Origin of the sequence: Streptomyces sp. NPDC007157, assembly GCF_040634235.1 — a bacterium.
Lineage (GTDB): Bacteria > Actinomycetota > Actinomycetes > Streptomycetales > Streptomycetaceae > Streptomyces.
In genome coordinates, this window is record NZ_JBEYFE010000001.1 from 92,463 (window position 1) to 116,690 (window position 24,228).

General features: G+C 70.6%; 19 protein-coding genes and 1 pseudogene. 6 read left to right on the plus strand and 14 right to left on the minus strand.

The features are described from left to right. Positions 1–57 precede the first annotated feature (57 nt). Positions 58–882, minus strand: coding sequence for a LysR substrate-binding domain-containing protein (locus ABZ642_RS00455; RefSeq protein WP_360474674.1), 825 nt, complete (start codon positions 880–882; stop codon positions 58–60). A 140-nt stretch (positions 883–1,022) separates the two neighbouring features. Between ABZ642_RS00455 and ABZ642_RS00460 the strand changes: the two genes are divergently transcribed. Next, positions 1,023–1,742: an SDR family oxidoreductase gene (locus ABZ642_RS00460; RefSeq protein ID WP_360474677.1), complete on the plus strand. Its 720-nt coding sequence runs from the start codon at positions 1,023–1,025 to the stop codon at positions 1,740–1,742. A gap of 4 nt (positions 1,743–1,746) precedes the next feature. Here ABZ642_RS00460 and ABZ642_RS00465 read toward each other — a convergent pair whose 3' ends face one another. Next, positions 1,747–2,274: an isochorismatase family protein gene (locus ABZ642_RS00465; RefSeq protein ID WP_360474680.1), complete on the minus strand. Its 528-nt coding sequence runs from the start codon at positions 2,272–2,274 to the stop codon at positions 1,747–1,749. A gap of 141 nt (positions 2,275–2,415) precedes the next feature. Beyond that, complete coding sequence (locus ABZ642_RS00470; RefSeq protein WP_360474683.1) at positions 2,416–3,486, minus strand: bile acid:sodium symporter family protein; 1,071 nt, start codon at positions 3,484–3,486, stop codon at positions 2,416–2,418. Positions 3,487–3,657: 171 nt separating this feature from the next. Between ABZ642_RS00470 and ABZ642_RS00475 the strand changes: the two genes are divergently transcribed. Further along, on the plus strand, positions 3,658–4,533 hold the full coding sequence (locus tag ABZ642_RS00475; protein ID WP_360474686.1) for a LysR substrate-binding domain-containing protein: 876 nt from the start codon (positions 3,658–3,660) through the stop codon (positions 4,531–4,533). 110 nt (positions 4,534–4,643) lie between these two features. On the opposite strand, the gene ABZ642_RS00480 is transcribed toward ABZ642_RS00475, so the two are convergent. After that, positions 4,644–5,636: an AsnC family transcriptional regulator gene (locus ABZ642_RS00480; RefSeq protein ID WP_360474689.1), complete on the minus strand. Its 993-nt coding sequence runs from the start codon at positions 5,634–5,636 to the stop codon at positions 4,644–4,646. 97 nt (positions 5,637–5,733) lie between these two features. On the opposite strand from ABZ642_RS00480, the gene ABZ642_RS00485 reads away from it, so the two are divergent. Both ABZ642_RS00485 and ABZ642_RS00490 read left to right on the plus strand, forming a co-directional pair. After that, positions 5,734–7,233: an MFS transporter gene (locus tag ABZ642_RS00485; protein WP_360474692.1), complete on the plus strand. Its 1,500-nt coding sequence runs from the start codon at positions 5,734–5,736 to the stop codon at positions 7,231–7,233. 247 nt (positions 7,234–7,480) lie between these two features. Further along, a complete protein-coding gene (locus ABZ642_RS00490) occupies positions 7,481–9,307 on the plus strand; it encodes a long-chain fatty acid--CoA ligase (protein WP_360474695.1) in 1,827 nt (608 codons plus the stop codon). 15 nt (positions 9,308–9,322) lie between these two features. Here ABZ642_RS00490 and ABZ642_RS00495 read toward each other — a convergent pair whose 3' ends face one another. From ABZ642_RS00495 to ABZ642_RS00530, 8 genes and pseudogenes are all read right to left on the minus strand, one after another. Beyond that, complete coding sequence (locus tag ABZ642_RS00495; RefSeq protein ID WP_360474698.1) at positions 9,323–11,353, minus strand: PQQ-dependent sugar dehydrogenase; 2,031 nt, start codon at positions 11,351–11,353, stop codon at positions 9,323–9,325. Between the two features lie 15 nt (positions 11,354–11,368). Continuing rightward, complete coding sequence (locus tag ABZ642_RS00500; protein ID WP_360474701.1) at positions 11,369–13,615, minus strand: alpha-galactosidase; 2,247 nt, start codon at positions 13,613–13,615, stop codon at positions 11,369–11,371. Further along, positions 13,612–16,851 (minus strand): glycosyl hydrolase family 28 protein, encoded by a 3,240-nt coding sequence (locus tag ABZ642_RS00505; RefSeq protein ID WP_360474704.1) that lies wholly within the window; start codon positions 16,849–16,851, stop codon positions 13,612–13,614. Before ABZ642_RS00505 ends, ABZ642_RS00500 begins: the two co-directional genes overlap by 4 nt. Further along, positions 16,848–18,035 (minus strand): glycoside hydrolase family 88 protein, encoded by a 1,188-nt coding sequence (locus ABZ642_RS00510; RefSeq protein ID WP_360474707.1) that lies wholly within the window; start codon positions 18,033–18,035, stop codon positions 16,848–16,850. Before ABZ642_RS00510 ends, ABZ642_RS00505 begins: the two co-directional genes overlap by 4 nt. Next, positions 18,032–19,084: pseudogene (pqqE, locus tag ABZ642_RS00515) on the minus strand (pyrroloquinoline quinone biosynthesis protein PqqE); the annotation flags it as partial. The pseudogene pqqE and the gene ABZ642_RS00510, both read right to left, overlap by 4 nt. 296 nt (positions 19,085–19,380) lie before the next feature. Beyond that, positions 19,381–19,635, minus strand: coding sequence for a pyrroloquinoline quinone biosynthesis peptide chaperone PqqD (gene pqqD / locus ABZ642_RS00520; protein WP_360474710.1), 255 nt, complete (start codon positions 19,633–19,635; stop codon positions 19,381–19,383). Then, on the minus strand, positions 19,632–20,369 hold the full coding sequence (gene pqqC, locus ABZ642_RS00525) for a pyrroloquinoline-quinone synthase PqqC (RefSeq protein ID WP_360474714.1): 738 nt from the start codon (positions 20,367–20,369) through the stop codon (positions 19,632–19,634). Before pqqC ends, pqqD begins: the two co-directional genes overlap by 4 nt. 8 nt (positions 20,370–20,377) lie before the next feature. After that, positions 20,378–20,518 (minus strand): pyrroloquinoline quinone precursor peptide PqqA, encoded by a 141-nt coding sequence (locus ABZ642_RS00530; RefSeq protein ID WP_360474717.1) that lies wholly within the window; start codon positions 20,516–20,518, stop codon positions 20,378–20,380. A gap of 330 nt (positions 20,519–20,848) precedes the next feature. Between ABZ642_RS00530 and ABZ642_RS00535 the strand changes: the two genes are divergently transcribed. Beyond that, a complete protein-coding gene (locus tag ABZ642_RS00535; protein ID WP_360474720.1) occupies positions 20,849–21,685 on the plus strand; it encodes an aldo/keto reductase in 837 nt (278 codons plus the stop codon). 207 nt (positions 21,686–21,892) lie between these two features. Here the strand turns inward: ABZ642_RS00535 and ABZ642_RS00540 are convergent, their stop codons facing one another. Then, the gene (locus ABZ642_RS00540) at positions 21,893–22,525 is read right to left on the minus strand and encodes a hypothetical protein (RefSeq protein ID WP_360474723.1); all 633 of its coding nucleotides are present in this window, start codon (positions 22,523–22,525) and stop codon (positions 21,893–21,895) included. A 227-nt stretch (positions 22,526–22,752) separates the two neighbouring features. Between ABZ642_RS00540 and ABZ642_RS00545 the strand changes: the two genes are divergently transcribed. Then, positions 22,753–23,448, plus strand: coding sequence for a glycoside hydrolase family 75 protein (locus tag ABZ642_RS00545; protein ID WP_360474726.1), 696 nt, complete (start codon positions 22,753–22,755; stop codon positions 23,446–23,448). A gap of 53 nt (positions 23,449–23,501) precedes the next feature. Here ABZ642_RS00545 and ABZ642_RS00550 read toward each other — a convergent pair whose 3' ends face one another. Next, positions 23,502–24,203, minus strand: coding sequence for an SDR family oxidoreductase (locus ABZ642_RS00550; RefSeq protein ID WP_360474729.1), 702 nt, complete (start codon positions 24,201–24,203; stop codon positions 23,502–23,504). Positions 24,204–24,228: the final 25 nt, after the last annotated feature.

A 24,228-nucleotide genomic window follows, 5' to 3' on the forward strand; every position in this document is an offset into this window, starting at 1 on the left:
CACGGCGGCGGGGCCCCGACCGGCGGGGAGCGCCCCCTGCGCCGCAGGGGCCCCGCCTCAGCCGGGCACCGCGACGCCCGCCGCGGCCTCGGCGAACGCGGCGACCAGCGGGGAGCGGCGGCCGGCCGCCCAGGCCAGCAGCACCCGGTCGGGATCGGCGTCGCAGACCGGGACGTAGGCGATGTCCGGGCGGGAGTACTGCTCGGCGACCGAGTGCGGCACCAGGGTGATGCCGGTGCCCGCGGCCACGCACTCGAACTTCTCCTCGATCGTACGCAGCGGCAGGTCGCCGGGGAGGGGGTCGTTGTAGCGCAGCCATCGCTCGCCGTCGAGGTCGGTGAGCGAGATCTCCGGTTTCCCGGCCAGCCGGTGCTCGCCGGGGAGCATGGCGACGCGGGGTTCGCTGTACAGGGGACGCAGTTCGAGTCCGTCCTCGCGGACCGGCCGCCGTACGTAGGCGATGTCGACGCTGCCGTCGAGGACGAGCCGCTCCTGGTCGTCCCACTCGACCCGGCGGGCGCTCGCCTCGACGTCCGGGTGGGTCGCGGCGAAGGCGCGCAGCGCGGCGGTGACCACGACACCGGCGCGGAAGCCGACGACGAGCCGCCGCCGGCCGCGCGCGGCCTGCACGACACGGCGCCGGGTGCCGTCCGCGGTGGCCAGCAACTGGCGTGCGTCGTCGAGGAGTTGGCGACCGGCGTCGGTCAGGGTCACGCCGTGGCTGTCCCGTACGAACAGGTCGGCGCCGAGGTCCTTCTCCAGCGCGCGGATCTGGCGGCTGAGCACCGGCTGGGCGATGTGCAGCTGCTCGGCCGCCCGGCCGAAGTGCAGGAGCTCGGCGACCGCCACGAAGTAACGGATCTTCCGCAGATCCAGATCCATGCCCGCACCTCCTGGCCAGTGACGGCGATGCCTTCAGGGTATCGCCACCGCCGGAAGAGGTCTTGGACGGCGGACGCCGCCGGGCCGCAGGCTGGAAGCGTCCGAACGGGACGGAACAGCAGCTCGGAGAGGAGCCGGCCATGGGTCTGCAGGGACAGCGTGTCGTCGTCATCGGAGGTACGTCGGGCATCGGGCTCGCGGTCGCGGAGGGCGCGGCGCGGGAGGGCGCGCGGGTGGTCGTCGCCTCGCGCCGGCAGGAGAGCGTGGACGCGGCGCTGAAGGTGCTGCCCGAGGACGCCGAGGGCCAGGTGCTGGACGCCACCGACGAGGAGGCGGTGCGCGGCTTCTTCGCGCGGCTCGGCGGATACGACCACCTGGTCTTCACGGCGGGTGAGTCGCTGCTGCTGGAGACCGTGGCCGAAACGAGTGTCGAGGCGGCCCGGCGTTTCCTGGACACCCGGCTGTTCGGCGCGTACACGGCGGTCAAGTACGGCGTCGCAACGATCCGCCCGGGCGGTTCGGTGGTGCTGACCACGGGTACGGCGGGACAGCGGCCGATGCCTGGTTCGAGCGTCGCGTCGGCGCTGTGCGGGGCGATGGAGTCGCTGACCCGGGCGCTGGCCGTGGAGCTGGCGCCGGTGCGGTTCAACGTGGTCTCGCCGGGAGTGGTGCGCACCGAGCTGTGGCGGGAGCTGCCGGAGGCGGACCGGGACGGTCTGTTCCGGTCGTCCGCCGATTCGCTGCCGGTGGGGCGGGTCGGCGAGCCGGCGGATGTGGCGGAGGCGTACCTGTACCTGATGCGTGGGGGGTACAGCACCGGGTCGGTGGTGGTCGTGGACGGCGGCGGGTCGCTGGTCTGAGCGGTCAGGCGGGGGTGAGGCGTACGTCGGCGGCGGTCACGACCGTGCCCAGGCGCGGGAAGTCGAGCCGGACGGACGCCTCGTGCTCGGCGGCGGTGAAGGCGGCCATGGCGTCCGACACGAAGACGAGGTCGTAGCCGAGGTCGGCGGCGGCGCGGGCGGTGGATTCGACGCCCAGGTTGGTGGCGATGCCGCCGAACACCAGACGGGTGACGCCGAGCCGGCGCAGCCGGGCGTCGAGTTCCGTGCCCTGGAAGCCGCCGATCGTGCGCTTGACGATCTCCACGTCCCCTTCTCTGCGGAGTCCGGCCACCAGCCCGCTGCCCGGCGGCTGCTCGGCGAGCGCGGGCCGTTCCACGCGGAGCAGTACCACGGGTGCGCCGGCCGCGCGGAAGGAGTGGGCCAGCTGCTCGGCGGTGTGCAGGACTTCGGTGCCCTTGCGGGGCTCCAGGGGCAACGCGACGATGCGGTCCATCAGGTCGACGAGGACGAGAGCGGTGCGCGCCGGGTCGAGCGCCAGGGGTGCGGTCATGACGGAACGTTAGCCGTCATCAGCCGTCCGTACCGGAAATCCGGATCAACAGGCCCGTGAACTGGTCGCGTTCGGCAGCCGACGACACCGGCGATCGGGTCCCGGGCCGACCTCGCAGAGGCCGCGCCCCTCGCCGGCGGCTCAGCGGCCGGAGGTCCCGGTGCCGACGGCCGACCGTGACTCCGCCGCGGGGGCGGCCGGGGGCACGGCGTCCTCGTCCTGGGACTCCTGAGACTCCTGGGCCTCCGGGTCGTGGGCGCGGCGCTTGGCGATGACCGCGCACACCATGAGCTGCATCTGGTGGAAGAGCATCAGCGGCAGCACGGCCAACGAGGCATGGGCGCCGAACAGGACGCTGGCCATGGGCAGCCCGGAGGCGAGGGACTTCTTCGATCCGGCGAACTGGATGGCGATGCGGTCGCCGCGGCCGAAGCCGAGCGCCTTGGCGCCGTACCAGGTCAGGAGGAGCATCACGGCGAGCAGCACGGCCTCGACGGCGAGCAGCCCGGCCAGCCGGACGGCGCTGACCTGGTGCCATATGCCCCGGACCATGCCCTCGCTGAACGCGGTGTAGACGACCAGCAGGATCGAGCCGCGGTCGACCACGCCGAGGATCTTCTTGTGCCGGGCGATGAACTCCCCGATCCACCGGCGCAGCAGCTGTCCGGCGACGAACGGCACCAGCAGTTGGAGGACGATCTTGACGATCGAGTCGGCCGAGAAGCCGCCCCCGCTGCTGCCGAGCAGCGCGGCGGCGAGCAACGGGGTGAGGACGATGCCGATCAGCGAGGAGAAGGAACCGGCGCAGATCGCGGCCGGCACGTTGCCCCGGGCGATCGAGGTGAAGGCGATCGACGACTGGATGGTCGAGGGCACCAGGGTGAGAAAGAGGAACCCTTGGTAGAGCGGATGGGTGAGCAGCACGGGCACCAGGCCGCGGGCGGCCAGGCCGAGCGCCGGGAAGACCACGAAGGTGCAGACCAGGACCGTGACATGGAGCCGCCAGTGGCGTAGTCCGTCGACGGCCTCGCGGGTGGACAGGCGGACGCCGTACAGGAAGAAGAGGAAGGCGATCGCGGCCGTGGAGGCGCCGGAGGCCACGTCGGCGGCGGTGCCCCGGGCCGGGAGGAGCGCGGCGATGCATACCGTCCCGAGCAACAGCAGGACGTACGGGTCGATCGGCATCCAACTGGGCCAGCTGAGGCGTTTCACGGTGCTCCACTTGCGGTCGGTCCATGCTGTCGGGCCGGCGCGTACGCCGGGCTCTCGCCGGGGGCTCTCCCGGTGGCCGGAAGGCCCCTCCCCATCGTCCTCCTCCGGGAGGTGATCGGGAATCCGGCATACCGCTCTGACTGCTATCGCGTTCCGCGATAACATGTTCGAGTGTATGACCCTTCGCAGCTGCGGACCTTCCTCGCGGTGGCCCAGACCCTCAGCTTCACCCAGGCGGCCCGCCGCCTGGGACTGCGCCAGTCGACCGTCAGCCAGCACGTGCGCCGGCTGGAGGACGCGGCCGGGCGCCAGCTGTTCTCCCGGGACACCCACTCGGTGGAACTGACCGAGGACGGCGAGGCGATGCTCGGCTTCGCCCGCCGGATCCTGGAGGTGCACGAGCAGGCGGCGGCCTTCTTCACCGGGACCAGGGTGCGGGGCCGGCTCCGGTTCGGCGCGTCGGAGGACTTCGTCGTCACCCGGCTGCCGGAGATCCTGGAGGGCTTCCGCTACGACCATCCCGAGGTCGACCTGGAGCTGACCGTGGAGCTGTCGGGCACCCTGCACGAGCAGCTGGCCGCCGGGAAGCTGGACCTGGTGCTTGCGAAGCGGCGCGCGGAGGATCCGCTGGGCGAGCTGGTCTGGCACGACGACCTGGTGTGGATCGGCGCGGAGCGGCTCCGTCTGGACCCCGACCGCCCGGTCCCGCTGATCGTCTATCCCCCGCCGGGCATCACCCGCGCCCTGGCCCTGGAGGCGCTGGAACGCCAGGGCCGCGAATGGCGCATCGTGTGCACCAGCGGCAGCCTCAACGGGCTGATCGCGGCGGCCCGGGCGGGCCTGGGCGTGATGGCCCACTCGAAGGGCCTGATCCCGCCGGGCCTGTTCCGCGTCCCGGACCGGACGGGCCTACCGGAACTGGGCAAGGTCGACTTCGTCGTCGTACACGGCCCGAGACGCACACCGGCACAGGCAGCGGCGGATGCGCTGGCAGCCGCGATCCTGAAAGGAGGCGAGCGGTTGCGCCCGGCGAGGGCGCGGGGCTGAGTCGGATGTGCGGATAGCGCCGCGTGGCGTGGGCGCGGCCAGACCCCACCGCTCCTCGGATGTGCGGCTACCGCCGCGTGGGCGCGGCCAGACCCCACCGCCCCGCGGACTCACCACAAGCCCTGATACGTCAGCTGCTTCACACTCCGCAAGAACGGCATGGACTCCACATGCTGGACCCCCTCCAGCCGCCCCACCGGCCCGCTCAGGTACGCGTACAGGTGCGCCGTGTCGCGCAGCACCGCCGTCACGACGACATGCGACGGCCCGGCGGTGGCCGCGGCGAACGCCACCTCGTCATGCCCCGCCAGCGCCACCCCCACGGAGTGCATCGCGGCCGGCGTGGTGGTGATCCACAGCACCGCGGACTTCGAGAATCCCAGAACCTCGCACCGGTACTCGACGTCGATGTACACCGCTCCGGAGGCGAGCAGCGCGGCCAGCCGGCGCTTCACCGAAGACTCGGACCGGCCCGTTGCCCGCTGCAACTCCGGGTAGGTCGCGCGCCCGTCCCGCTCCAGCGCGGCGAGCAGCGGAGCGTCCTCGGGGTCCAGCCGCACCGGCCCGTCGGCCTCCGGCTCCGCCGGGCGCAACGCGGCCACCTGGTCGTCCGTGAGCGCCCTGAACTTCCGCACCCACCCGGACGGCCCGCCGTAGAACCGGTGCAGGAGCTGCTGGGCGCGGATCTCCACCACGCTGGGGGTTCGTGGAAGTTTGCCGAGCAGCAGGTCGTCGTGGTCGCCGGGGTGGCGCGGCCGGGTCATACAGGCGATCTCGGTGCCGCCGGAGGCCAGCCCGATCCAGGCGGTGTCGGGGCGCTTGGCGAGGGCCTCGGCGATGACGGTGGCGCCGTCGGGCGCGCAGCGCAGCCGGAGCATCCACTGGTCCTGGCCGAGCCGTTCGGCGTCCCGGACCGCGACCACCCGCAGCCCGGCCTCGGCACACAGTCTGCGGTAGCGGCGGGCGATCGTCTGGTCGGAGACGCCGAGCACCGCCCCGATCCGGCTGAAGGAGGCCCGGCCGTCGACCTCCAGCGCGCTGAGCAGTCGCAGGTCCAGTTCGTCGAACGTGTCGGATTCCAGTGCCAGCACGGTCTCTCCCATCGGATTCCGCCGAACATCCCGGTTCCCCCGCCCCGATCGGCCGGACCGGCCCCATGGTACGGAGTGACAGCAAGCCGTTCGGCCGAGGAGTGAAGAGATGCGCAGGTGGGGGCCGCTGATCGCGGTGTGTCTGGGAACGTTCATGTTGTTGCTCGACGTGACGATCGTGGTGGTGGCGCTGCCGGACATGGCGGCGGCACTGCACGCGTCGCTGAGCGACCTGCAGTGGGTGGTGGACGGGTACGCCCTGGCGCTCGCCGCGCTGCTGCTGGGGGCGGGGGCGGCGGCCGACATCCTCGGCCGGCGCCGGGTGCACGTGGCCGGTGTCGTGCTGTTCGCCGCGGCGAGCCTGCTGTGCGGGCTGGCGCCGGGGCCGGGGACGCTGGTGGCGGCGCGGGCCGTGCAGGGGGTGGGCGCGGCCGCGATGTTCGCGACGACACTGCCGCTGCTCGGCTCGGTCTACCAGGGGCGGCAGCGGTCGGCGGCGCTCGGCGTGTGGGGTGCGGTGAGCGGCGGGGCCGCGGCGGTCGGTCCTGTGGTCGGCGGACTGCTGACGGCGGGGCCCGGCTGGCGGTGGATCTTCCTGGTGAACCTGCCGGTCAGTGTGGTCGCGGTGTGGCTGACGCTACGGGTCGTACCGGAGTCTCGGGGGCCGCGCGGGATGCGCGTGGACTGGGCGGGCACGGTCGCGTTCGCGCTGTTCGCCGGTGGCGTGACCTACGGGGTCGTACGGGCCGGGGAGGACGGCTGGACGGCGTCGGCGGCGCTCGGCGCGTTCGCCGCGGCGGCCCTGGGGCTGCTGGTGTTCGTGCTGGTGGAACGGCGGGCCGCGCATCCGCTGCTCGAGCTGTCGCTGCTGCGCGGGCGGTCGTTCACCGGAGTCATGGTGGGGGCGTTCGCCTTCAGCGGGGTCGCGTTCGGGGCGCTGCCGTACGTGTCGATCTGGATGCAGACGCTGCTCGGGATGACCCCGGTGCGGAGCGGGCTGACCCTGCTGCCGATGACGGTGGCGGCGATGGTGGTCGCGGTGCTGGTGGGACGGCTGCTGCACGGGGCGCCGGCCCGGCTGACGGTCGGCGGCGGGCTGCTGCTGATCGGCGCGGGCGACCTCTGCCAGGCGGTGCTGGGCGCGGGCTCCTCCTGGACCGCGCTGATACCGGGGTTCGTGCTGGTGGGGGTCGGCACCGGGCTCGTGTCGCCGACGGTCGCGGGCGCGGCGCTGGCCGCGGTGCCCGCGGAGCGGGCCGGGATGGCGGGCGGTGCGGTGAACACGGTCCGGCAGTTGGGGTACGCGCTCGGAGTGGCCGTCTCCGGGACCGTGGTGACCTCCCGGATGACCGGCACGCTGCCGCACGACGCGGCACACAGGCTGGCGGGCGGCGGCGCCGGAGCGCTGCGCGGCACCTTCGCCGAGCACACCCTGCGTACGGCCTTCGCCTCCGGGCTGAACGGCGCCCTGCTGGTGCTGGGCGGCGCCTCGGTGGTGGCGGGCGCCCTGGTCCTGGCGCTGGTACGGGCCCCGCGCACGGACGGCCCGGTGACGAAAACGGCGCCGACGGCGCAGTCCTCGGAGGAGACGGCACTGCCGGCTGCCTGACCGGCCGGTAACCGGCCGGGGGCGGTAATCGGGTCGTACAGATTCAGTGGAGATTACGGAGGCGGAACTTACTCAACCGTAAGGATTCTGTCCGACCCTTCCCCATGTGAGGGTATTTTCCGGGCCCTGACGGGCACATACGAGAGCAATGCTCGTTTTCGCACCCCCTCCCGAACGGTCTGCCGGTGGGGTAGCTTTCACGGCGCTGTGCGGAGCGTGACTGGGGAGCGAGAAGCGGGAGCGGGGTTTGCGCGAGTTCACCAACCCGCCGTTGGCGTCGGCACCGCCGGTCGGCGGTCTGGCCGACTGCGTGTTCGAGCATGCCCTGGCGGACCCGCTGCACATCGCCCTGGGCCGCAAGGACGACCTCGGCCAGTGGCGTGAGGTGACCTCCGCCGAGTTCCGCGACGAGGTCCTGGCCCTCGCCAAGGGGCTGCTGGCTCGTGGCATCCGGTTCGGCGACCGGGTCGCGATCATGTCCCGCACGCGTTACGAGTGGACGCTGTTCGACTTCGCCCTGTGGACGATCGGTGCCCAGGTGGTGCCGGTCTATCCCACGTCGTCGGCCGAACAGTGCTTCTGGATGCTGTACGACGCCGAGTGCACGGCCGCGATCGTGGAGCACGAGGACCACGCGATGACGATCGCCACCGTCATCGACCGGCTGCCGCAGCTGCGCCAGCTGTGGCAGCTGGACTCCGGCGCGGTGCAGGAGCTGTACGACGCGGGCGCGCACCTGGAGGACGAGGTCGTGCACCGGCACCGGCAGGCGGTCACCCCGGAGTCGGTCGCCACGATCATCTACACCTCGGGCACCACCGGCCGCCCGAAGGGCTGTGTGCTGTCGCACGGGAACTTCATGTACGAGGCGGACGCGGTCGTCGGCCGCTGGGAGTCGGTGTTCCGCGCGAAGAAGGGCGAGGAGGTCTCCACCCTGCTCTTCCTGCCGCTCGCGCACGTCTTCGGCCGCATGGTGGAGGTCGCCGCGGTCCGGCACGGCGTGCGCTTCGGCCACCAGCCGCAGCTGAACGCGGCCGCGCTGCTGCCCGATCTGGCCGCCTTCCGGCCGACGTTCATCCTGGCGGTGCCGTACATCTTCGAGAAGGTGTTCAACGCGGCCCGGCGGAAGGCGGAGAAGGAGGGCAAGGGCGGCCCGTTCGAGAAGGCGGTGGAGATCGCGGTGAAGTACGCGGACGCCGTCGAGGCGAAGGCGTGGGGCACCGGGGCCGGCCCGTCGGCGTCGCTGCGCGTGCAGCACCAGCTCTTCGACAAGCTCGTCTACTCCAAGGTGCGGGCGGCGATGGGCGGCCGGATCCGCAACGCCATGTCCGGCGGCTCGGCCATGGACCGCAGGCTCGGCCTGTTCTTCGCCGGCGCGGGCGTGCAGATCTACGAGGGCTACGGCCTGACCGAGTCGACGGCGGCCGCCACCGCCAACCCGCCCGAGCACACCCGCTACGGCACGGTCGGCCAGGCCGTCCCGGGCACCACCGTGCACATCGCGGACGACGGCGAGGTCTGGCTGCACGGCGGCAACGTCTTCCAGGGCTACCTCAACAACCAGAAGGCCACCGACGCCTGCCTGCACGACGGCTGGCTGGCCACCGGCGACCTGGGCTCCCTGGACGAGGACGGCTATCTCACCATCACCGGCCGCAAGAAGGAGATCCTGGTGACCTCCGGCGGCAAGAGCGTCTCCCCCGGTGTCCTGGAGGAGCGGGTGCGCGACCATCCGCTGGTCAACCAGTGCATCGTCGTCGGCAACGACCGCCCCTACATCGCGGCCCTGGTCACGCTGGACACCGAGTCCGTCGAGCACTGGCTGCAGATGCGCGGCAAGCCCCGGATGTCCGAGGCCCAGTTGGTGCGCGACGCCGACCTGGAGACCGAGGTGCGGCGCGCGGTGGTGGCCGCCAACACCCTGGTCTCACAGGCCGAGTCGATCCGTACCTTCCGTATCCTCGCCCAGCCGTTCACCGAGGAACACGGCTTGCTGACCCCGTCGTTGAAGCTGAAGCGCAAGGCGATCGAGAACGCCTACGCCAACGAGGTCGAGGCCCTCTACCGGGCCTGACGACCCGTCAGCCCGTCACTTGATGTCGATCCGGAAGACCTTGTCGGATCCGTCGGGCTCGTTGCCGTTGTTGTCGCAGTTGGTGGTGGACAGCCACAGCTGGTCGGCGCCCGGCACCTTGGTCACGGTCCGCAGGCGACCGTAGGTGCCCACGTAGTACGCCGTCGGCGTGCCGACGCTCTCGGCGTTGCCGTTGATCGGGATGCGCCACAGCCGTTCGCCGCGCAGGGACGCCATGTAGACGACGTTGCGGACAATGGCGATACCGCTCGGCGAGGCCTCTGACACGTTCCAGGTGGCCTTCGGGTTGGTCATTCCCGCGACCGAGCAGGTGCCCTCGCAGGTCGGCCAGCCGTAGTTGGCGCCCGGCTTGATCAGGTTCAGCTCGTCCTTGGAACTGTTGCCGAACTCGGCCTCCCACAGCCGCCCGTTGCGGTCGAAGGCGAGGCCCTGCGGGTTGCGGTGGCCAAGGCTGTAGACGTAGTTCCCGAACGGGTTGCCCGGGGCCGCCTTTCCGTCCGTCGTCATCCGCAGGATCTTTCCGTTCAGGGAGTTCTTGTCCTGGGCGAGGTCGGGTGTCTGGGCCTCACCGGTGGAGACGTAGAGATAGCCGTCGGGGCCGAAGAGGAGCCGTCCGCCGTTGTGGTAGCGGTTCTTCTTGATGCCCTGGAGCAGCACCTTGTAGTCGCTGAGCTTGCTGCCGTCGTAGGTCATGCGCACGACCCGGTTGCCCTCGGACGCGGTGTGCATGAAGTAGACGTAGTGGTTCGTCACCCACTTGGGGTCGACCGCGACCCCGAGCAGCCCGCCCTCCCCGTTGGTGGTGACGGCGTTCGGGACGGTCCCGACCTGGGTCCTCGTACCGTCCTCGGTCACCTTCCAGACCCGGAAGTCGTCCCGCTCCGTGACCAGGGCGGTCTTGCCGTCGGGCATCCAGTAGGTGCCCCAGGGGATCGTCCAGCCGGAGGAGAGGGTGGCGACGGAGGAGGGGACGCCACCGTCGGTGGCGCAGGCCTTGGTGGTGAAGGTGACGCTGTTGCTCGGCTCGGAGACGTTGCCGGCCGCGTCCCGGGCAACGACGTCCAGGGTGTACGGGCTGTCGCAGGCGAGGCCCGTGAGGGTACTGGTGGTGGCGCCGGTGACCGTCCGGTAGACCGTCGACCCGCTGCGGATGTCGTACGCGGTCACCGCCCGGTCGTCGGTGGACGCGCCCCAGGAGAGGTCGACGGTGTTCGCCGTGATGCCGGCCGCGGACAGGGTGCCGGGTTTGGTGGGCGGTGTGGTGTCGGAGCTCGGTTCGGTGGTGCAGTCGACGACCGGGCTGGCCGGTGAGGTGTTGCCGGCCGCGTCGCGGGCGATGACGGTGAGGTCGTAGGTGGTGTCCGGGGTGAGGCCGGTGAGCGCCTTGGAGGACGAACTCCCGGGCGCCTCACCGATCTTGTTGCCGTGCTCGTAGAGGTCGTACGCCGTCACACCCACGTTGTCGGTGGCCGCGCCCCAGCCGAGGGTCAGCCCGTCCTCGCCGATGTCGGAGCAGGACGGCTGGCCGGGCCTGGTGGGGGCCTGGGTGTCGGCGGCCGTGTCGAGGCTGACCTTGTCGAGGTTGGGACCGCCGTTGGCGGTGGTCGCGGTGGCGCGGATCTTGTTGGAGCCCGCCGCCAGGGGGACGTCGACGGTCTTCGTGGTCCACGTGTTCCAGTCGGCGGTGGCCGGGAAGGAGACGCCGGACGCGACGACCGTGCCGCCCACGGAGATGTCCATCGGCCGGTCGACGGCGGTGCCGTTGGCGAAGCGGAAGGTGAGCGCCGAGGTGCCCGCGGCGGTCGCGCTCACCGTGAACTCCACGGACGAGCCCTTGATGTTGGTGTAGTCGACGAAGCCGGTGCCTGTGTAGCCGGTGTGGTTGGTGGCGACCGTGCCCTGGGAGATCGTCGCACTCTCGGCCTGGTAGTCGGTGGCCGCGAGGGCGGTGCCCTGGCTCAGCCCGGCCAGCGGCAGCGCGAGCACCGCGGCCAGCCCGTAGGGCAGAACTCTCTTGAGGTTCATGGAGGTTGCTCCCTCTCAGCCCGTGTACTGGGCGAAGACCTTGAGGTAGTCGTACGGCTGCTGCGAGACACCGCTGCAGGAGTCCCCGTCGGTGCCGGAGCCACAGGCCCGGTCGCGGTTGACGGACCAGTAGGTGAGGCGGCCGATGTGGTGCTGCTGGGCGTAGCCGAGCATGGTCCTGAAGTCGGCGACGCGGACCCGTTCCCCGGAGTCGTCGGTCGTGCCGTTCATCGAGGACAGGCCGATGTGGGCGTAGGCGGTGGCGTCGCTGTAGCCGTAGGCGGACTTGACCCGGGCCTTGAGACCTTCCATGGCCTGGGTGGTGAGGGTGCCCATGTTCGTGGCGCCCCCGCCGAAGTCGAACGGCATGATGCACCAGACGTCGTTCGACAGACCGGAGTTCGCGGCCCGCTTGATCATGTCGACGCCGGTGGAGTCGGGGCCGCCGGTCGTGGTGCCGAAGGTGATGACGGTCCTGAGACCGGGGTTGTTCGCCTTGACCGTCTTCAGCGCGTCCACCACCCGCTGCCGTACGGTCGGGTTGGACCACTCGGTGTTCTCGATGTCGATGTCGAGGGCCTTCAACCGGTAGGCGTTGATGACCTTTTGGTAGGCGCCGGCGAGTGCGCTCGCACTGGAACACTTCTCGCCGAGCTTGTTCCCGCTCCAGCCGCCGACGGAGACGACGACGTCTCCGCCGGCCGCCCGGATCGCGTTGATCTTCGCCTGGTCGTCGCCGCCGGTGAGCGGGCGCGAGCCGTCCCACTTGGGGTTGCAGGTGCCGTCGGAGAGGACGAAGGCAAGGGTGAACCACTTGACGCCGGTCGCCGACATCACCGACGCGGGATTCTGCGGGCTGCCCCAGCCGAGGTATTCGTAGGGGGCGACGGCGAAGCCCGGTGCAGCCGCCGCCTTGAGCGAGTCGACCGGTCTGACGCGGATCAGACGGGTCTCGCCCGGCCGCAGGTCGGCGCTGTAGGAGCCGGCCGTCACGCCCTTGTGGGAGCCGGACCACAGGTCGGTGACGTCGCCGGAGCCGGAGAAGCCGACCTGGGTCCAGTTCACCGAGACCGTGGAGCTGCCGGAGGTGCCGGTGTTGAAGAGGGCGACGACGTACTGGCCGTCGCTCTCCTTCTTGCTCCACACCTGTTTGACCCCGCTGTTCACGATCCGCTTCGCGGCGACCCCGTCCTGGTCGACGCCGATGAGCCGGTCGTTGGTGAGCATGGCCTTGTCGACGGTGTCGAGACGGGTCAGGTCGGTGCCGAGGAGCAGCGGGGCCGCGGCCATCGCCCACAGGGTGAAGTGGGAGCGCCGCTGGTCGGCGGTGAGGCCGGCCTGGTCGCCGTTGCCGATCTCCAGGGAGTCCAGGTCGTTCCAGCCGCCGGGACCGGCGTACGGCTGCCAGTTCGCGGCCGTGTCGAAGCGGGCGGAGACATGCGACCAGTCGGTGAGCGGATAGCCGCTGCCGTGGTCGCCGGGACCGCAGTAGCACTCGACGTCGCCCTGGGTGCGCCAGCTGTTCGCGAGCTGCCGCCAGGTCGGGGCGTCGGCGATCGGAAGGTTGTTGGAGAGCCCGAAGGTGATGGGCCTTCCGGTGCCGCGCAGCGCCTGGGACCAGGCCTTCACGTCCGGGACGTCCTGACTGCCCACCCCGTCGATTTTCAGGTAGTCGACTCCCCAGGAGGCGAACTGGTTCGCCCAGGAGTTCACGAACTCCTGCGCGCCCGGCTTGGAGTAGTCGATGTAGTACATGTTCTTGCAGTTGTAGTTCTTCTCGCTCTTCGAGGTGTCCGCGATGTCCTTCGCGTGGTACGACGTGCCCTCGATCGGGGTGTTCTTGGTGACGGCGTTCTTGGCGATGCCAGGGGTGACGTAGAAGCCGAACTTCAGGCCCTTGGAGTGGACGTAGTCGGCGACGGCCTTGATGCCGCCGGGGAACTTGGCGGTGTCGACGGCCCAGCGGCCGTACGAGTCGACGGTGAAGCCGTTCGAGTCGCACTTCTGCCAGAAGTCGTCGAGGTTGACGTGGACGAAGCCGTGGTCCTTCAGCCCGCTCGCGACCAGCGCGTCGGCCTGGGCCTTGATCTTGGCCTCGGTGGGCTGGCGGCGCACATAACTCCAGCTGCTCCAGCCCATGGCGGGCCGGACGGACTGACCGTTGTCGGAGGCGGCGGCCGGGTGGGCGGTGCCCACGAGCGGTACCGCCGCGGCGACCAGCAGTCCGGCGACCGCTGCCGTCAGTGTTCTGATCCGGATCACGGGCGTCCTCCGTTCACGGGCGTCGCGTAGGCCGTGCCGATCCAGGCCTCGTCGACGCGCAGCCGCTTGTAGCGCGTGGTGTCGGTGGCGGCGGCCCAGGTGGAGTCCACCTCCAGGCGGACATGGCGGGCGGTGGCGGCGGTCAGGTCGATGCCCTGGATACCGCGTCGGCTGGGCAGCTCCCCGGACTTGACGGCGCTCCCCCAGTTCGTGCCGTCGTCGCTGAGGAACACCTTGTACGCCTTGATGCGCGCCGACTGCTCGGTGCCGGAGCGAGCGTAGGCGACCGAGTCCTCGCGCTGGTTGAGGCCGATGTACTGGATCTTCTTGGCCGAGCCGAGGTCGAAGGTCAGGTTCACGGGCAGCGTCTTGTTGCTGTCCCAGTAGGTGAGGTAGTCGCTGTCACCGGCGGCGGAGCCCGCGTGACCGCTCGCCGAGGCGCTCGCGGTGACCTTGACTCCGGACAGGATGCCCTGACGGCCGGCGGTCATGACCTTGAAGACGGTGTCGTACGGATCCCAGTCGCCGAGCCCGGTCAGGGTCAGCACACCGCCGGACTGCGACCAGGAGACTGCCTTGCCCGTGCGGAGGTTGGTGACGGAGGCGATGCGGTAGCCGTTGTCGCGGATCCGCAGGGTGCTGGTCGAGGGTGGGGTCAGGACGTGGATGTACTGGCGGGCGGAGTCGCCCTTGGCGATGGTGGTGACGCCGTGCGCCCCGTCGTTCCAGAAGCCGGGCTTGAGGCCGCCGTACAGGTAGCCGCCGCCCTCGGTGCCGTGCAGGGACTCCCAGATGGGGTCGAGATAGGAGTCGGCGAAGGTGTTGAAGCTCGCCTGGTTGGCCGGGAACCTGCCGTTGACCTGGGCGGTCTCGGCCATCAGAGCCTTCACCGAGGAGCCGGCGTTGGTGACCAGCCGGCCCAGGGTGAGTGTGCGGTCGACGGTCGGGTCCGAGCCGTCGTACCACCAGGCTCCCGTCGAGGGCAGCTTGAAATCGGCCTCGGTCAGGCGGGGTTGGGCCGTGTAGACCGCCTGCGGGTAGTCGTAGGACGGGGTCATCCCGGTCTTCTGCTCATTGCTGATCATGTCCATGATCGGCGTGTCTTCGTTGTTGTTGCTGAGCGTGTACGCGGGGCGCTTCTGCTGGATCTGTGCGTACAGGTCGTGGCTCTCCCAGTACGCGTTGTCGTTGTCGATCCAGAAGCCGCCGAGGTCGGGATAGCGGTCCATGACCTCGAAGAAGTTGTCGTAGCTGAACTGGCCGAAGCCGTCGCGGGTGGTGAGGTCGACCTCCTTGCCCTTGTAGGCGGAGTAGGCGGCCGAGTCGAGCCACTCGTGGCCGCCCTCGTCGTGCCACTGGGGGTCGTCGGTCATGTAGAGGATGACCTTCATGCCCTTGGCCTTGGCGGCGGTGATCAGCTCGCCGAGGAAGTCCCGTTTGGTGGCGCAGGAGCCGGGGATCTTCGAGGGCCAGGGGCGGGCGTAGCCGAGGCGGCTGTGGAAGGTGGCGAGGACCAGGTACTGGGTGTGCAGCTTCTGGGCCTCCTTCACCCAGTAGTCGGGGGTCCAGCCGCCGCTGGTGACGTCGTTCTCCCAGGCGGTGCAGCTGGTGTGGGCGGGGGCCGTGCGCAGACCCCAGTGCAGGAAGAGGCCGCCGACGGAGCCCCGGAGGAAGTCCTGCCGGGGATTCTCCAGGTCGAGCGGGTTCGCGGCCGTACCGCAGTCCTGGCCGCCCGAGACGCGGAGGGCACCGCCGGAGGTGTTGTGGCTGTCGGTCAGGCAGGCGCCCGTGACGTCCTGGAGTCCGATGTCGTACGGGGAGTCGCCGCCCTTCTGCGCGGTGAAGCGGGTGAGGCGGATGCCGCTCGCCGCGTTGGCGATGACCGCCGGTCGTCCGTCGTCCGCCGCGAACTTCACGGAGCTGTCGGTGAACTGGATGTCGTCGGCGTTGTGCAGGTACCAGCCGTAGGCCGGCCGGGTGCCGATGGCCTTGGGGTTGTAGTCCTTGGGGTCGTTGCCCGGCACACCGGCCGACATGGTGCCGTTGCCACCGGGCACGGTGATGTCGACGTCGGTGAAGGTCACCCCGTGGATCCGGTGGCCGCTCTCGCCCCACAGGGTCGGGCTGAAGGACGGGGTGGCGCCGGTGGCGGTGATGTTCTCGTACGTCACATCGCTGATCGAGCCGATGCCCGGGCTGTTTCCGCAGCGCCTGCGGGTGCCGATCTTCTCCATGATCGGGGAGTGCACTCCGGTCATGGTGATGTCCTTGTAGTGGACGTCGGAGATCTTCGCGCCGTCCATGGAGACCATGCCGAGCCCGGACTTGTCCGCGCCCTCGATGCGGATGTTCTCGAACTGGTAGTCCGAGAAGTCCCCGCAGGTCTCGGAGCCGAACATCAGGGCGTTGCAGCACTTGGCCGACAGGGAGGAATCACTCACCCGGACGTGCCCGTTGGGAAGTTTCGCGCCCAGGGCGTAGTCGCTCTTGAAGACCAGGGCGTCGTCGTTGGCCTTGATGTTCGCGTCGGTGACCGTGACGTTCGTGGTGGAGATGATGTTCCAGCCGTCGCGGTCGCTCGCGGTGTCGATGGTCAGGTGGTCGGACCTGACGTTCGTGCAGCCGTTGATCAGGGCCGCGAAGTGGCCGCCGCGACGCAGGGTGAGGCCGTCGCCGATCCCGAGTCCGTCACACCGGGTCAGCGAAATGATCTTGTCGGCCTCGCCGGACTTCGGGTTGCCGGTGATCAGGTTGCCGGCGCCGTCGATGACGCCCTGGCCGACGAAACCGATGTCGGTGAGCTTGTCGCCGTAGATCATCGCGTCGTGGAAGTGGCTGTGGCCGTAGTCCTGGTAGGCGTCGTTCGGGTTGGACTCGGCCTTGTCGTAGCTGTCGGCACTGGAGCCCTGGAGGGTGGCGCCCTTGTCGAGCTGGAGCGTCACATGGCTCTTCATGTGGATGGTGTTCTTGGACTTGTAGGTGCCGGCGGTGAAGCGGACGGTGCCGCCGCCCGCCGAACCGGCCGCGTCCACGGCCTTGTCGATGGCCGGGGTGTCGTTGGCCGAGCCGTCGCCCTTGGCACCGTAGTCACGTACGTCGTAGACGGCGGCGCGGGGCGCGGTGTGCGGGGATGCCAGGGCCGCGGGTCGGGAGAGCCCGAGGACGACGGCGAGAACCGAGAGGACGGTCGCGGCAGCCCTGTGCCGCGCGACAGCAGCTCTGAGTGTTGTGCTCATGACACGGAATCACCTCGCAGTTGCTCGTTCATGATCAGGAAGGCCCCGAGGCCGTGGAAGTCGTTCGTGGCCCGGGTGCGGGCGACGTAGTACGCGTAGTCGCCGACGTTCGTGCCGATGGAGATGCCGGCGAGGTCGGTGCGGCCGTCAGCGCCGACGGACAGCTCGGCGAGCACGCCCTGGTAGCCGCGGCGGGCGACATCCTCGTAGTGCGGGTCGAGGTAGTGCTGCTGGACGCCGCGGGACAGGGCGTAGGTGAACATGCTGGAGCAGGACGTCTCGGTCCAGTTGTCGCCGCGCCCGCCCTTGTCCATCACCTGGAACCAGCGTCCGGTCGCCGGATCCTGGTACTTCTCCAACCCCGCCGCCAGTTTCCGGAAGATGGTGAGCAGCTGGGGTCGGCGCGACTGGTCCGCCGGGACGGCGTCCAGCACGTTGACGATCGCCATCGCGTACCAGCCGACGGCACGGCACCAGTGCTCGGGCGCGAGCCCGGTCGCCGGATCCGCCCAACTCACGCTCTTCGACTCGTCGTAGGCGTGCTTGAGTAGTCCGTTCGCGACCTGGAGGTGGCCGCCGTAGACGGCGAGCTGCTTCGCCGCCTCGTCGTCGGCGTACGCGCTGTCCCCGAACTCCTTGCCGTACTCGACGAGGAACGGGTTCACCATGTAGACGCCGTCCGCCCACAGTTGGTGCGCGCGGCTGGAGTTGTCCGCGTGCCAGAAGCCGCCGTCGCCGGTGCGCGGGTAGGTGTTCAGGCGGTCGCGGATCTTCTTGGCGGCCTTGCGGTAGCGGTCCTGGCCGGTCTCGTGATGGAGGATGACCAGGAGCCGGCCCGCCTGCATGCTGTCCAGGCTGTTGAACGACTGGTCGATCGAGCCGTCGCTCCTCACGAACCGGTCGACGTAGCTCTTGAGGTACGCGAGGTAGCGGGGGTCGTGGGTGCGCCGGTAGGTGAGGTACTGGCCGTAGAGGTAGAGGCCGACCGGGTAGGACCAGCCGCCGATGGTGCTCGGGGTGTAGCGGGCCATGGTGGAGTCGACGACCGCGGTGGACCAGTCGGGAGCGGTGGCGGGCCTGGTCGCGGTGGCCGCGGTGGCGGGCGGGGACACCGCGGCGGGGAGCGTCGCCGCCGCGGCGGTGGTGAGCGCGACAGCCACCAGGGCGGCTCGTAGGCGTTTCATGGTCCTCCTTCTCGGTAGGCGGCGGCCGCGGTGGTCCGCCGGAGGGGTACGGCACGGTGGCCTGGCGCGTGGCGGCAGGCCGGGTCGGTGTTGCGGGCGTCTCCGGTGAGCGCGTACGCCTGGCAGCGGCAGCCGCCGAAGTCGGCGGTGCGCAGGGCGCAGCCCCGACAGGGCTCGCGCATCCAGGACTCACCCCGGTAGGCGTTGAAGGCCTTCGACTCCCGCCAGATCCAGGCGAGTTCGCGCTCCCGGACCGTCGGCGGGTCCAGGCCCGGCAGGGTGGCCGCGGCCGGGCAGGGCAGGACGGTGCCGTCGGGGGCCACGGTGAGCGAGATCCGGCCCCAGCCGCCCATGCAGGGCTTCGCCGTGCCGCCCACCAGATCCGGGGCGACCCAGACCAGCTCGGGTTCGTCCAGGCGCCGGCGCCATCGAAGGACCGTCTCCCGGGCCCGCTCGACCTGGCCGGGGAGCGGCAGCAGGGCGGCACGGTTGCGGGCCGCCCACCCGTGGTACTGGGTGTTGGCCAGCTCGATCCGGTCCGCGCCCCATGCCACGGCGAGTGCGATCAGATCCTCGACGGCGTCCAGGTTGCCCCGGTGCAGGACGACGTTGAGACCGAGGGGCAGGCCCGCCGCCCGGACCAGCCGGGCCGCGCGTTCCTTGGCCGCGAACGAGCGGGCGCCGGCGATGCGTTCGGCGGCCGTCGGTTCCGGGTGCTGCACGGACAGCTGCACACTGCGCAGCCCGGCGCCCGCCAGCCCGGCCAGCCGGTGCTCGCTCAGTCCGAGCCCGCTGGTGACGAGCTGGGTGTAGAGGCCGGCGGTGTCGGCGGCGGCGACCAGCTCGGGCAGATCCCGCCTCAGCAGCGGCTCACCGCCGGACAGATGGGTCTGCACCACGCCCAACTCACCGGCCTGCCGGAACACCTCCGCCCACTGTCCGGTCCCGTACTCAGCTGACCGACCGGTCAGTCGGACCGGGTTAGAACAATACCCGCAGCGCAAGGGACAGGCATGAGTGAGCTCGGCCGGCAACGCCCAGGGCGGTGCGACGGGGGGTGGATCGGCCGGTCCATCGCCGGACGCGACGGGAGCAGGCGAGCCTGATCCTCCGCCGGGTTCGACGGGGGTCCGTGACTCCGGCGCGCCACCCGACCCGGCGGGAGCCGACGAGACCCGCCCTCCGGCCGACTCGGCGAAAGCCGACGAAGCGTGTCCCCCGCCCGGCCCGACGGGGGGCGGCGAAGCTCGCCTTCCGCCGGGATCGGCCGGGATCGGTGGATGCCGTCCCGCACCCCGCTCGGCGGTGTTCGCCGCAGGTGGATCCCTGTCCGGGCGGGCCGTGGTCATTTCAGCCACCCCTCTCTCCGTAACGCCGTGAGGAACTCGGGAACTTCGGTGGCGACCGGGGCGTTCGGGAACGTCCTGGACAGTTCGGTGACGATGTCCGCCACCGCCCGGCTGCCGTCGCACAGGCGCAGCACCCCGCCCGCCCGGCCGTGCAGGACGACCACCCGCTCGGGCAGCAGCAACAGGTCGGTGCCGCGCACCCGGTCGTGGCGCAGCACGACCGCGCGGGCGAGCGCGGGCCGCCAGGTCATGACCCGCCCCAGCCCGCGGTGTCCCCTCGGTCCACGGCGTCGAGCAGCGCCCACAGCACCTCGCACTTGTAGGCGAGCGCGGCGACGGCGCGCTGCTGCTGCTCACGGGTGCGGGCCCACCCCAGGACCAGGGCGAGCGCCTCCTCGCCGTCCCGGGCACCCTGGTCGACGCGGCCGCGGAAGTAGGCGAGTCCGGCCGGGTCGATCCACGGGTAGTGGCGTTCGAAGGCGGCGATGCGGGTGCGCATCAGGCCGGGCGCGGACAGCTCCGTGAGGGAGGCGGCGACCGCGTCCAGCGCGGGGCGTACCCGGCAGAAGGTGACGTACCCCTCGACCGCGAAGCGCACCCCGGGCAGCACCCGGGAGGTGTCCCACAACTGGTCACGGGCGAGGCCGGCCGCCTCACCGAGGCGCAGCCAGCGTTCGATACCGCCCTCGCCCTCCGCGGCGCCGTCGTGGTCGCGGACGCGGCGCAGCCAGGAGCGGCGCAGCGCCGGCCGGTCCAGTTTGGCGAGGATCAGGGCGTCCTTGACGGGGATGTGCCGCTGATAGTGGAAGCGGTTGGTGATCCAGCGGCGCAGCTCGGTCGGGGTCAGTTCGCCGCGGTGCATGCGCTGGTTGAAGGGGTGCCGGTCGTGGTAACGGTCGGCGGTGACGGCCCGCAGCCGTTCGGTGAACTCCGTGACCGGCCAGGGGCCGGCGGTCGTCCCGGCGTGGACGCTCGTGACGGTCATGGTGCGGGTCAGCGGTCGCCGAGGGCGTAGCCGGTCACTTCCAGGGCAGTCTCCACGACCTGATAACCAGGGCTTCGCCAGACCTTTTCATCGGATGTCTGCAGAGCGGTGGGTTCCGCCTGGCGGTCTTCCGAGGTCGTCTCGTTCATGGGTACGTACCTGCTTTCCTGAGGTTGGGGGTCTCAGAGCGCAGACAGGGAGTCGCGTTCACAGGGATCCGCTGGAAAACCCACAGGGTGGTTCACATCCCTGTACCGGGTTCAGCGATACGTCCGACGGTGCGAACCAGAGTCCCGGCAGGAACGGGCCGCGGTCAATGGTCCGGACCCATAAGGTCGGATGCATTTCCGGCCATTCTCCGTACCGAGAGGCTGACTCACCGCTCGGTTCCGGCGGATTCCGGACTCAGGAATGCATCACGGCCGATGATCGTTGACGATGGGTGTACCACCTGTCGACAACCTAAGGATCGAGAGCTCGTGAGCAGCAAGGTCCCCCCGAAAATCCTCAACAACGGCGTCGAGATGCCCCAGCTGGGCTTCGGTGTGTGGCAGGTGCCGGACGACGAGGCCGAGCGGGCCGTCGCCACGGCACTGGAGGCCGGGTACCGCAGCATCGACACAGCGGCGATCTACGGCAACGAAGAGGGCACCGGCAAGGCCATCGCCGCCTCCGGTATCCCCCGCGAGGACTTGTTCGTCACCACCAAGCTCTGGAACGCCGACCAGGGGTACGACGCCACGCTGCGCGCCTTCGACGCGTCGCTGGCGAAGCTGGGTCTGGACCACCTGGACCTGTACCTCATCCACTGGCCGCTGCCGGCCCGGGGCAAGTACATCGACTCCTACAAGGCGTTCGAGCAGCTGCTGACCGACGGCCTCGTCAAGGCGATCGGCGTCTCCAACTTCCTCCCGGAGCACCTGGAGCGGCTGATCGAGGAGACGTCGGTCATCCCGGCGGTCAACCAGATCGAACTGCACCCGCACCTGCAGCAGCACGCGGCCCGGGAGTTCCACGCCGAGCAGGGCATCGCCACCGAGGCCTGGTCCCCGCTCGGCCAGGGCAAGGGCCTGCTGGAGGTGCCGGCGATCGTCGCCATCGCACAGAAGCACAACCGCACCCCGGCCCAGGTCGTGCTGCGCTGGCACATCCAGCTGGGCAACGTGGTGATCCCGAAGTCGGTCACACCGTCCCGGATCAAGGAGAACATCGAGGTGTTCGACTTCAGCCTGGACACCGAGGACCTCGCGGCGATCAGCGCGCTCAACGAGGACCGCCGCATCGGCCCGGACCCGGCCACCTTCGACATGGGCTGAGCCCACATGGGCTGGCCCCACATGGAGCGAGCGCACATGGGCCGACCGCACATAGGGCGAGCGCACATGGGCCGACCGCACATTGGGCGAGCGCACATGGGCCGGGTAACCGACGTCGACTGAGCGGCGGCCCGGCGCACATCGGCCGTCCCACCGAGGTCACGGTGGGACGGCCGCTCGCGTTCCCCGACTCAACTGCGGGGCGCCTCAGCCGGCGTGCACGTCCGCCTGGACGGTGTGCACGTCCGCGTGGACGACCTCGAACTCCTCCAGGGCGACCACGGTCACGCGCGCCTTGGCGACGTCCTGGCGCCGGGCCGCCGCCTGGCCGCCGCGGGACGCGGCCATCGAGGCGCGGTCGACGAAGAGCACGCCGACCGTGCCCCGGCCCCGCTGCCGGTCGACGCACAGGGCACACCGCGCGAAGCCGGGCAGCGTCTCCAGGCGGGGTACACCCGAGGAGCGGAACGTCTCGATGAACAGGTCCGTGTCGGCCGGGTCGAACTCCACCCTGGTCATCCGCACCCCGCCGCCCACCCTCGGCAGCTGCACCGTGTGGAAGACGGCCACCTCGTAGTTCTCGACGGCGACGGTGCCCGCGAACGGCTCCAGCATCGGCCCACGCCGCTCGCGCATCACCTGGTCGCTGTTGCGCCGGGCCTCCTCGGAGCCCCACCAGCTCACCGCGAGCAGTTTGCCCAGATCCCGGTCGACGAAGACGCCCGCACCCCGGTACTCGGGACGTTCCTCCAGCAGACTGCGCCCTTCGCTGTTCAGCGCCCGGATGGCGGACTCGATCTGCGCCGGATCGCCGGTGGCGTACACCGTGCGTACGAACATGACCCCTCGCCTCCCAGGAGCCACCGGAGCCACTGCTCAACCCCCGCACGGCTCCTGCGTAAATCTTCGGAATGCCCTGCCCCACCAGTGTTCCCCGTGGCCCATTCCCCCGCAATGCATGACAATTCGCCGAGTTCACACTCAGGGGTTGACGCGGACATGCAGCCCGCGCCACCTTGTACGGCACCCGGTCAGGAAACTTTCCTAACAGAAGGGGACCCCCCACAGTGCGCATCCGAACACTGACCCTCGCCGCGGCCTCCGGGGCCGCACTGCTGGCCGCCGGAGTGCTTCCCGCGAGCGCGTCCGGCACCACCGTCCCGAAGTCCGCTCAGGAGGGCTCGGTCAGCGCGGCCGACCTGCTCGCCAAGGTGACCTCCTGCTCCCAGATCTCCAGCGGCAAGTACAAGACCGACGACGAGACCTCGGCCACGATCCCCGTGTGCGGGAAGAACGGCGCGGTGTTCTGGAAGTCCGACATGGACATCGACTGCGACGGCCAGCGCACCACCAACTGCAACGAGGACCGCGACCCCTGGTACCAGGACGACACCGCGTTCCACCAGTCCGACGGCAAGCCGCTCAAGGCCGAGTCGCTGCCGTACGTCGTGGTGCCCAGCTCCAGCAGCATCTGGAACTACTCCGGTGCCGGCATAAAGGGCGGCGGCGTGGTCGCCGTCGTCTACAACAACAAGGTCGAGTACGCGGTGGTCGGCGACACCGGCCCCACGAAGATCATCGGCGAGGCGTCGTACGCCACCGCCAAGGCGCTCGGCATCGACCCCGACCCGGCGACCGGCGGTGCCGACTCCGGCGTCACCTACATCCTGTTCAAGAACTCCAAGGTCTCCCCCATCGAGAGCCACAGCGCGGCGGTGTCCCTCGGCGACCAGCTGGCGAAGCAGTTCCTGGCCAACAACTGACCCGGGGAGGGCGGGCGGCCCGGTACCTCGCGGTACCGGGCCGTCGGGGCACGTCAGTTGGGCTGCCCCAGCGGGCGTACGACGAGGGTGTTGACGTCCACGCCGGCCGGCTGCCGGATCGCCCACACCACCGAGTCGGCGATCTGGTCGGCGGTCAGCAGCAGGCCGGGCGGCAGGCTGCCGTTGGCGTCCCAGAACGGGGTCTCCACCCGGCCCGGCGCGACCAGCGTGACGCCGATGCCGAACTCGGTCACCTGGCGGCGGGTGTTCTCCGCGAGCCCGGTGACCGCCCACTTGGTCGCCCCGTACAGGTTGCCGGGCGTGTTCACGAACCCGGCGACGCTGCCGACCAGCACGATCCGCCCCCGGCTCGCCTTCAGGGCGTCGACGGAGGCGCGGATCAGCAGGGCGGGGCCGAGGACGTTGGTGAGGACCATCTCGGCCCAGCCCGCCGGGTCGCCGTCGGCGACGGTGTCGTGGGTGGCGAAACCGGCGTTGGCGACGACGGTGTCGAGCCGCCCGTACGCCTTGAGCGTGCTGTCGACCGCCGCCTGCACGTCGGCGTACTCGGCGGTGTCCCCCACGACGGTCAACAGCCCGGCCGGTTCTCCGAGTTCGCGGGCGAAGGCCGCCAGCCGTTCCGCGCCCCGCCCGGTGACGGCCACCCGGTGGCCCGCGTCCAGCAGTTGCCGTGCGACGGCGGCACCGATGCCGCTGCCGCCACCGGTGATGAGCGCGACCGGAGAGTCGTTCATGGTTCCCCCTGCGGTTGGTGATCGG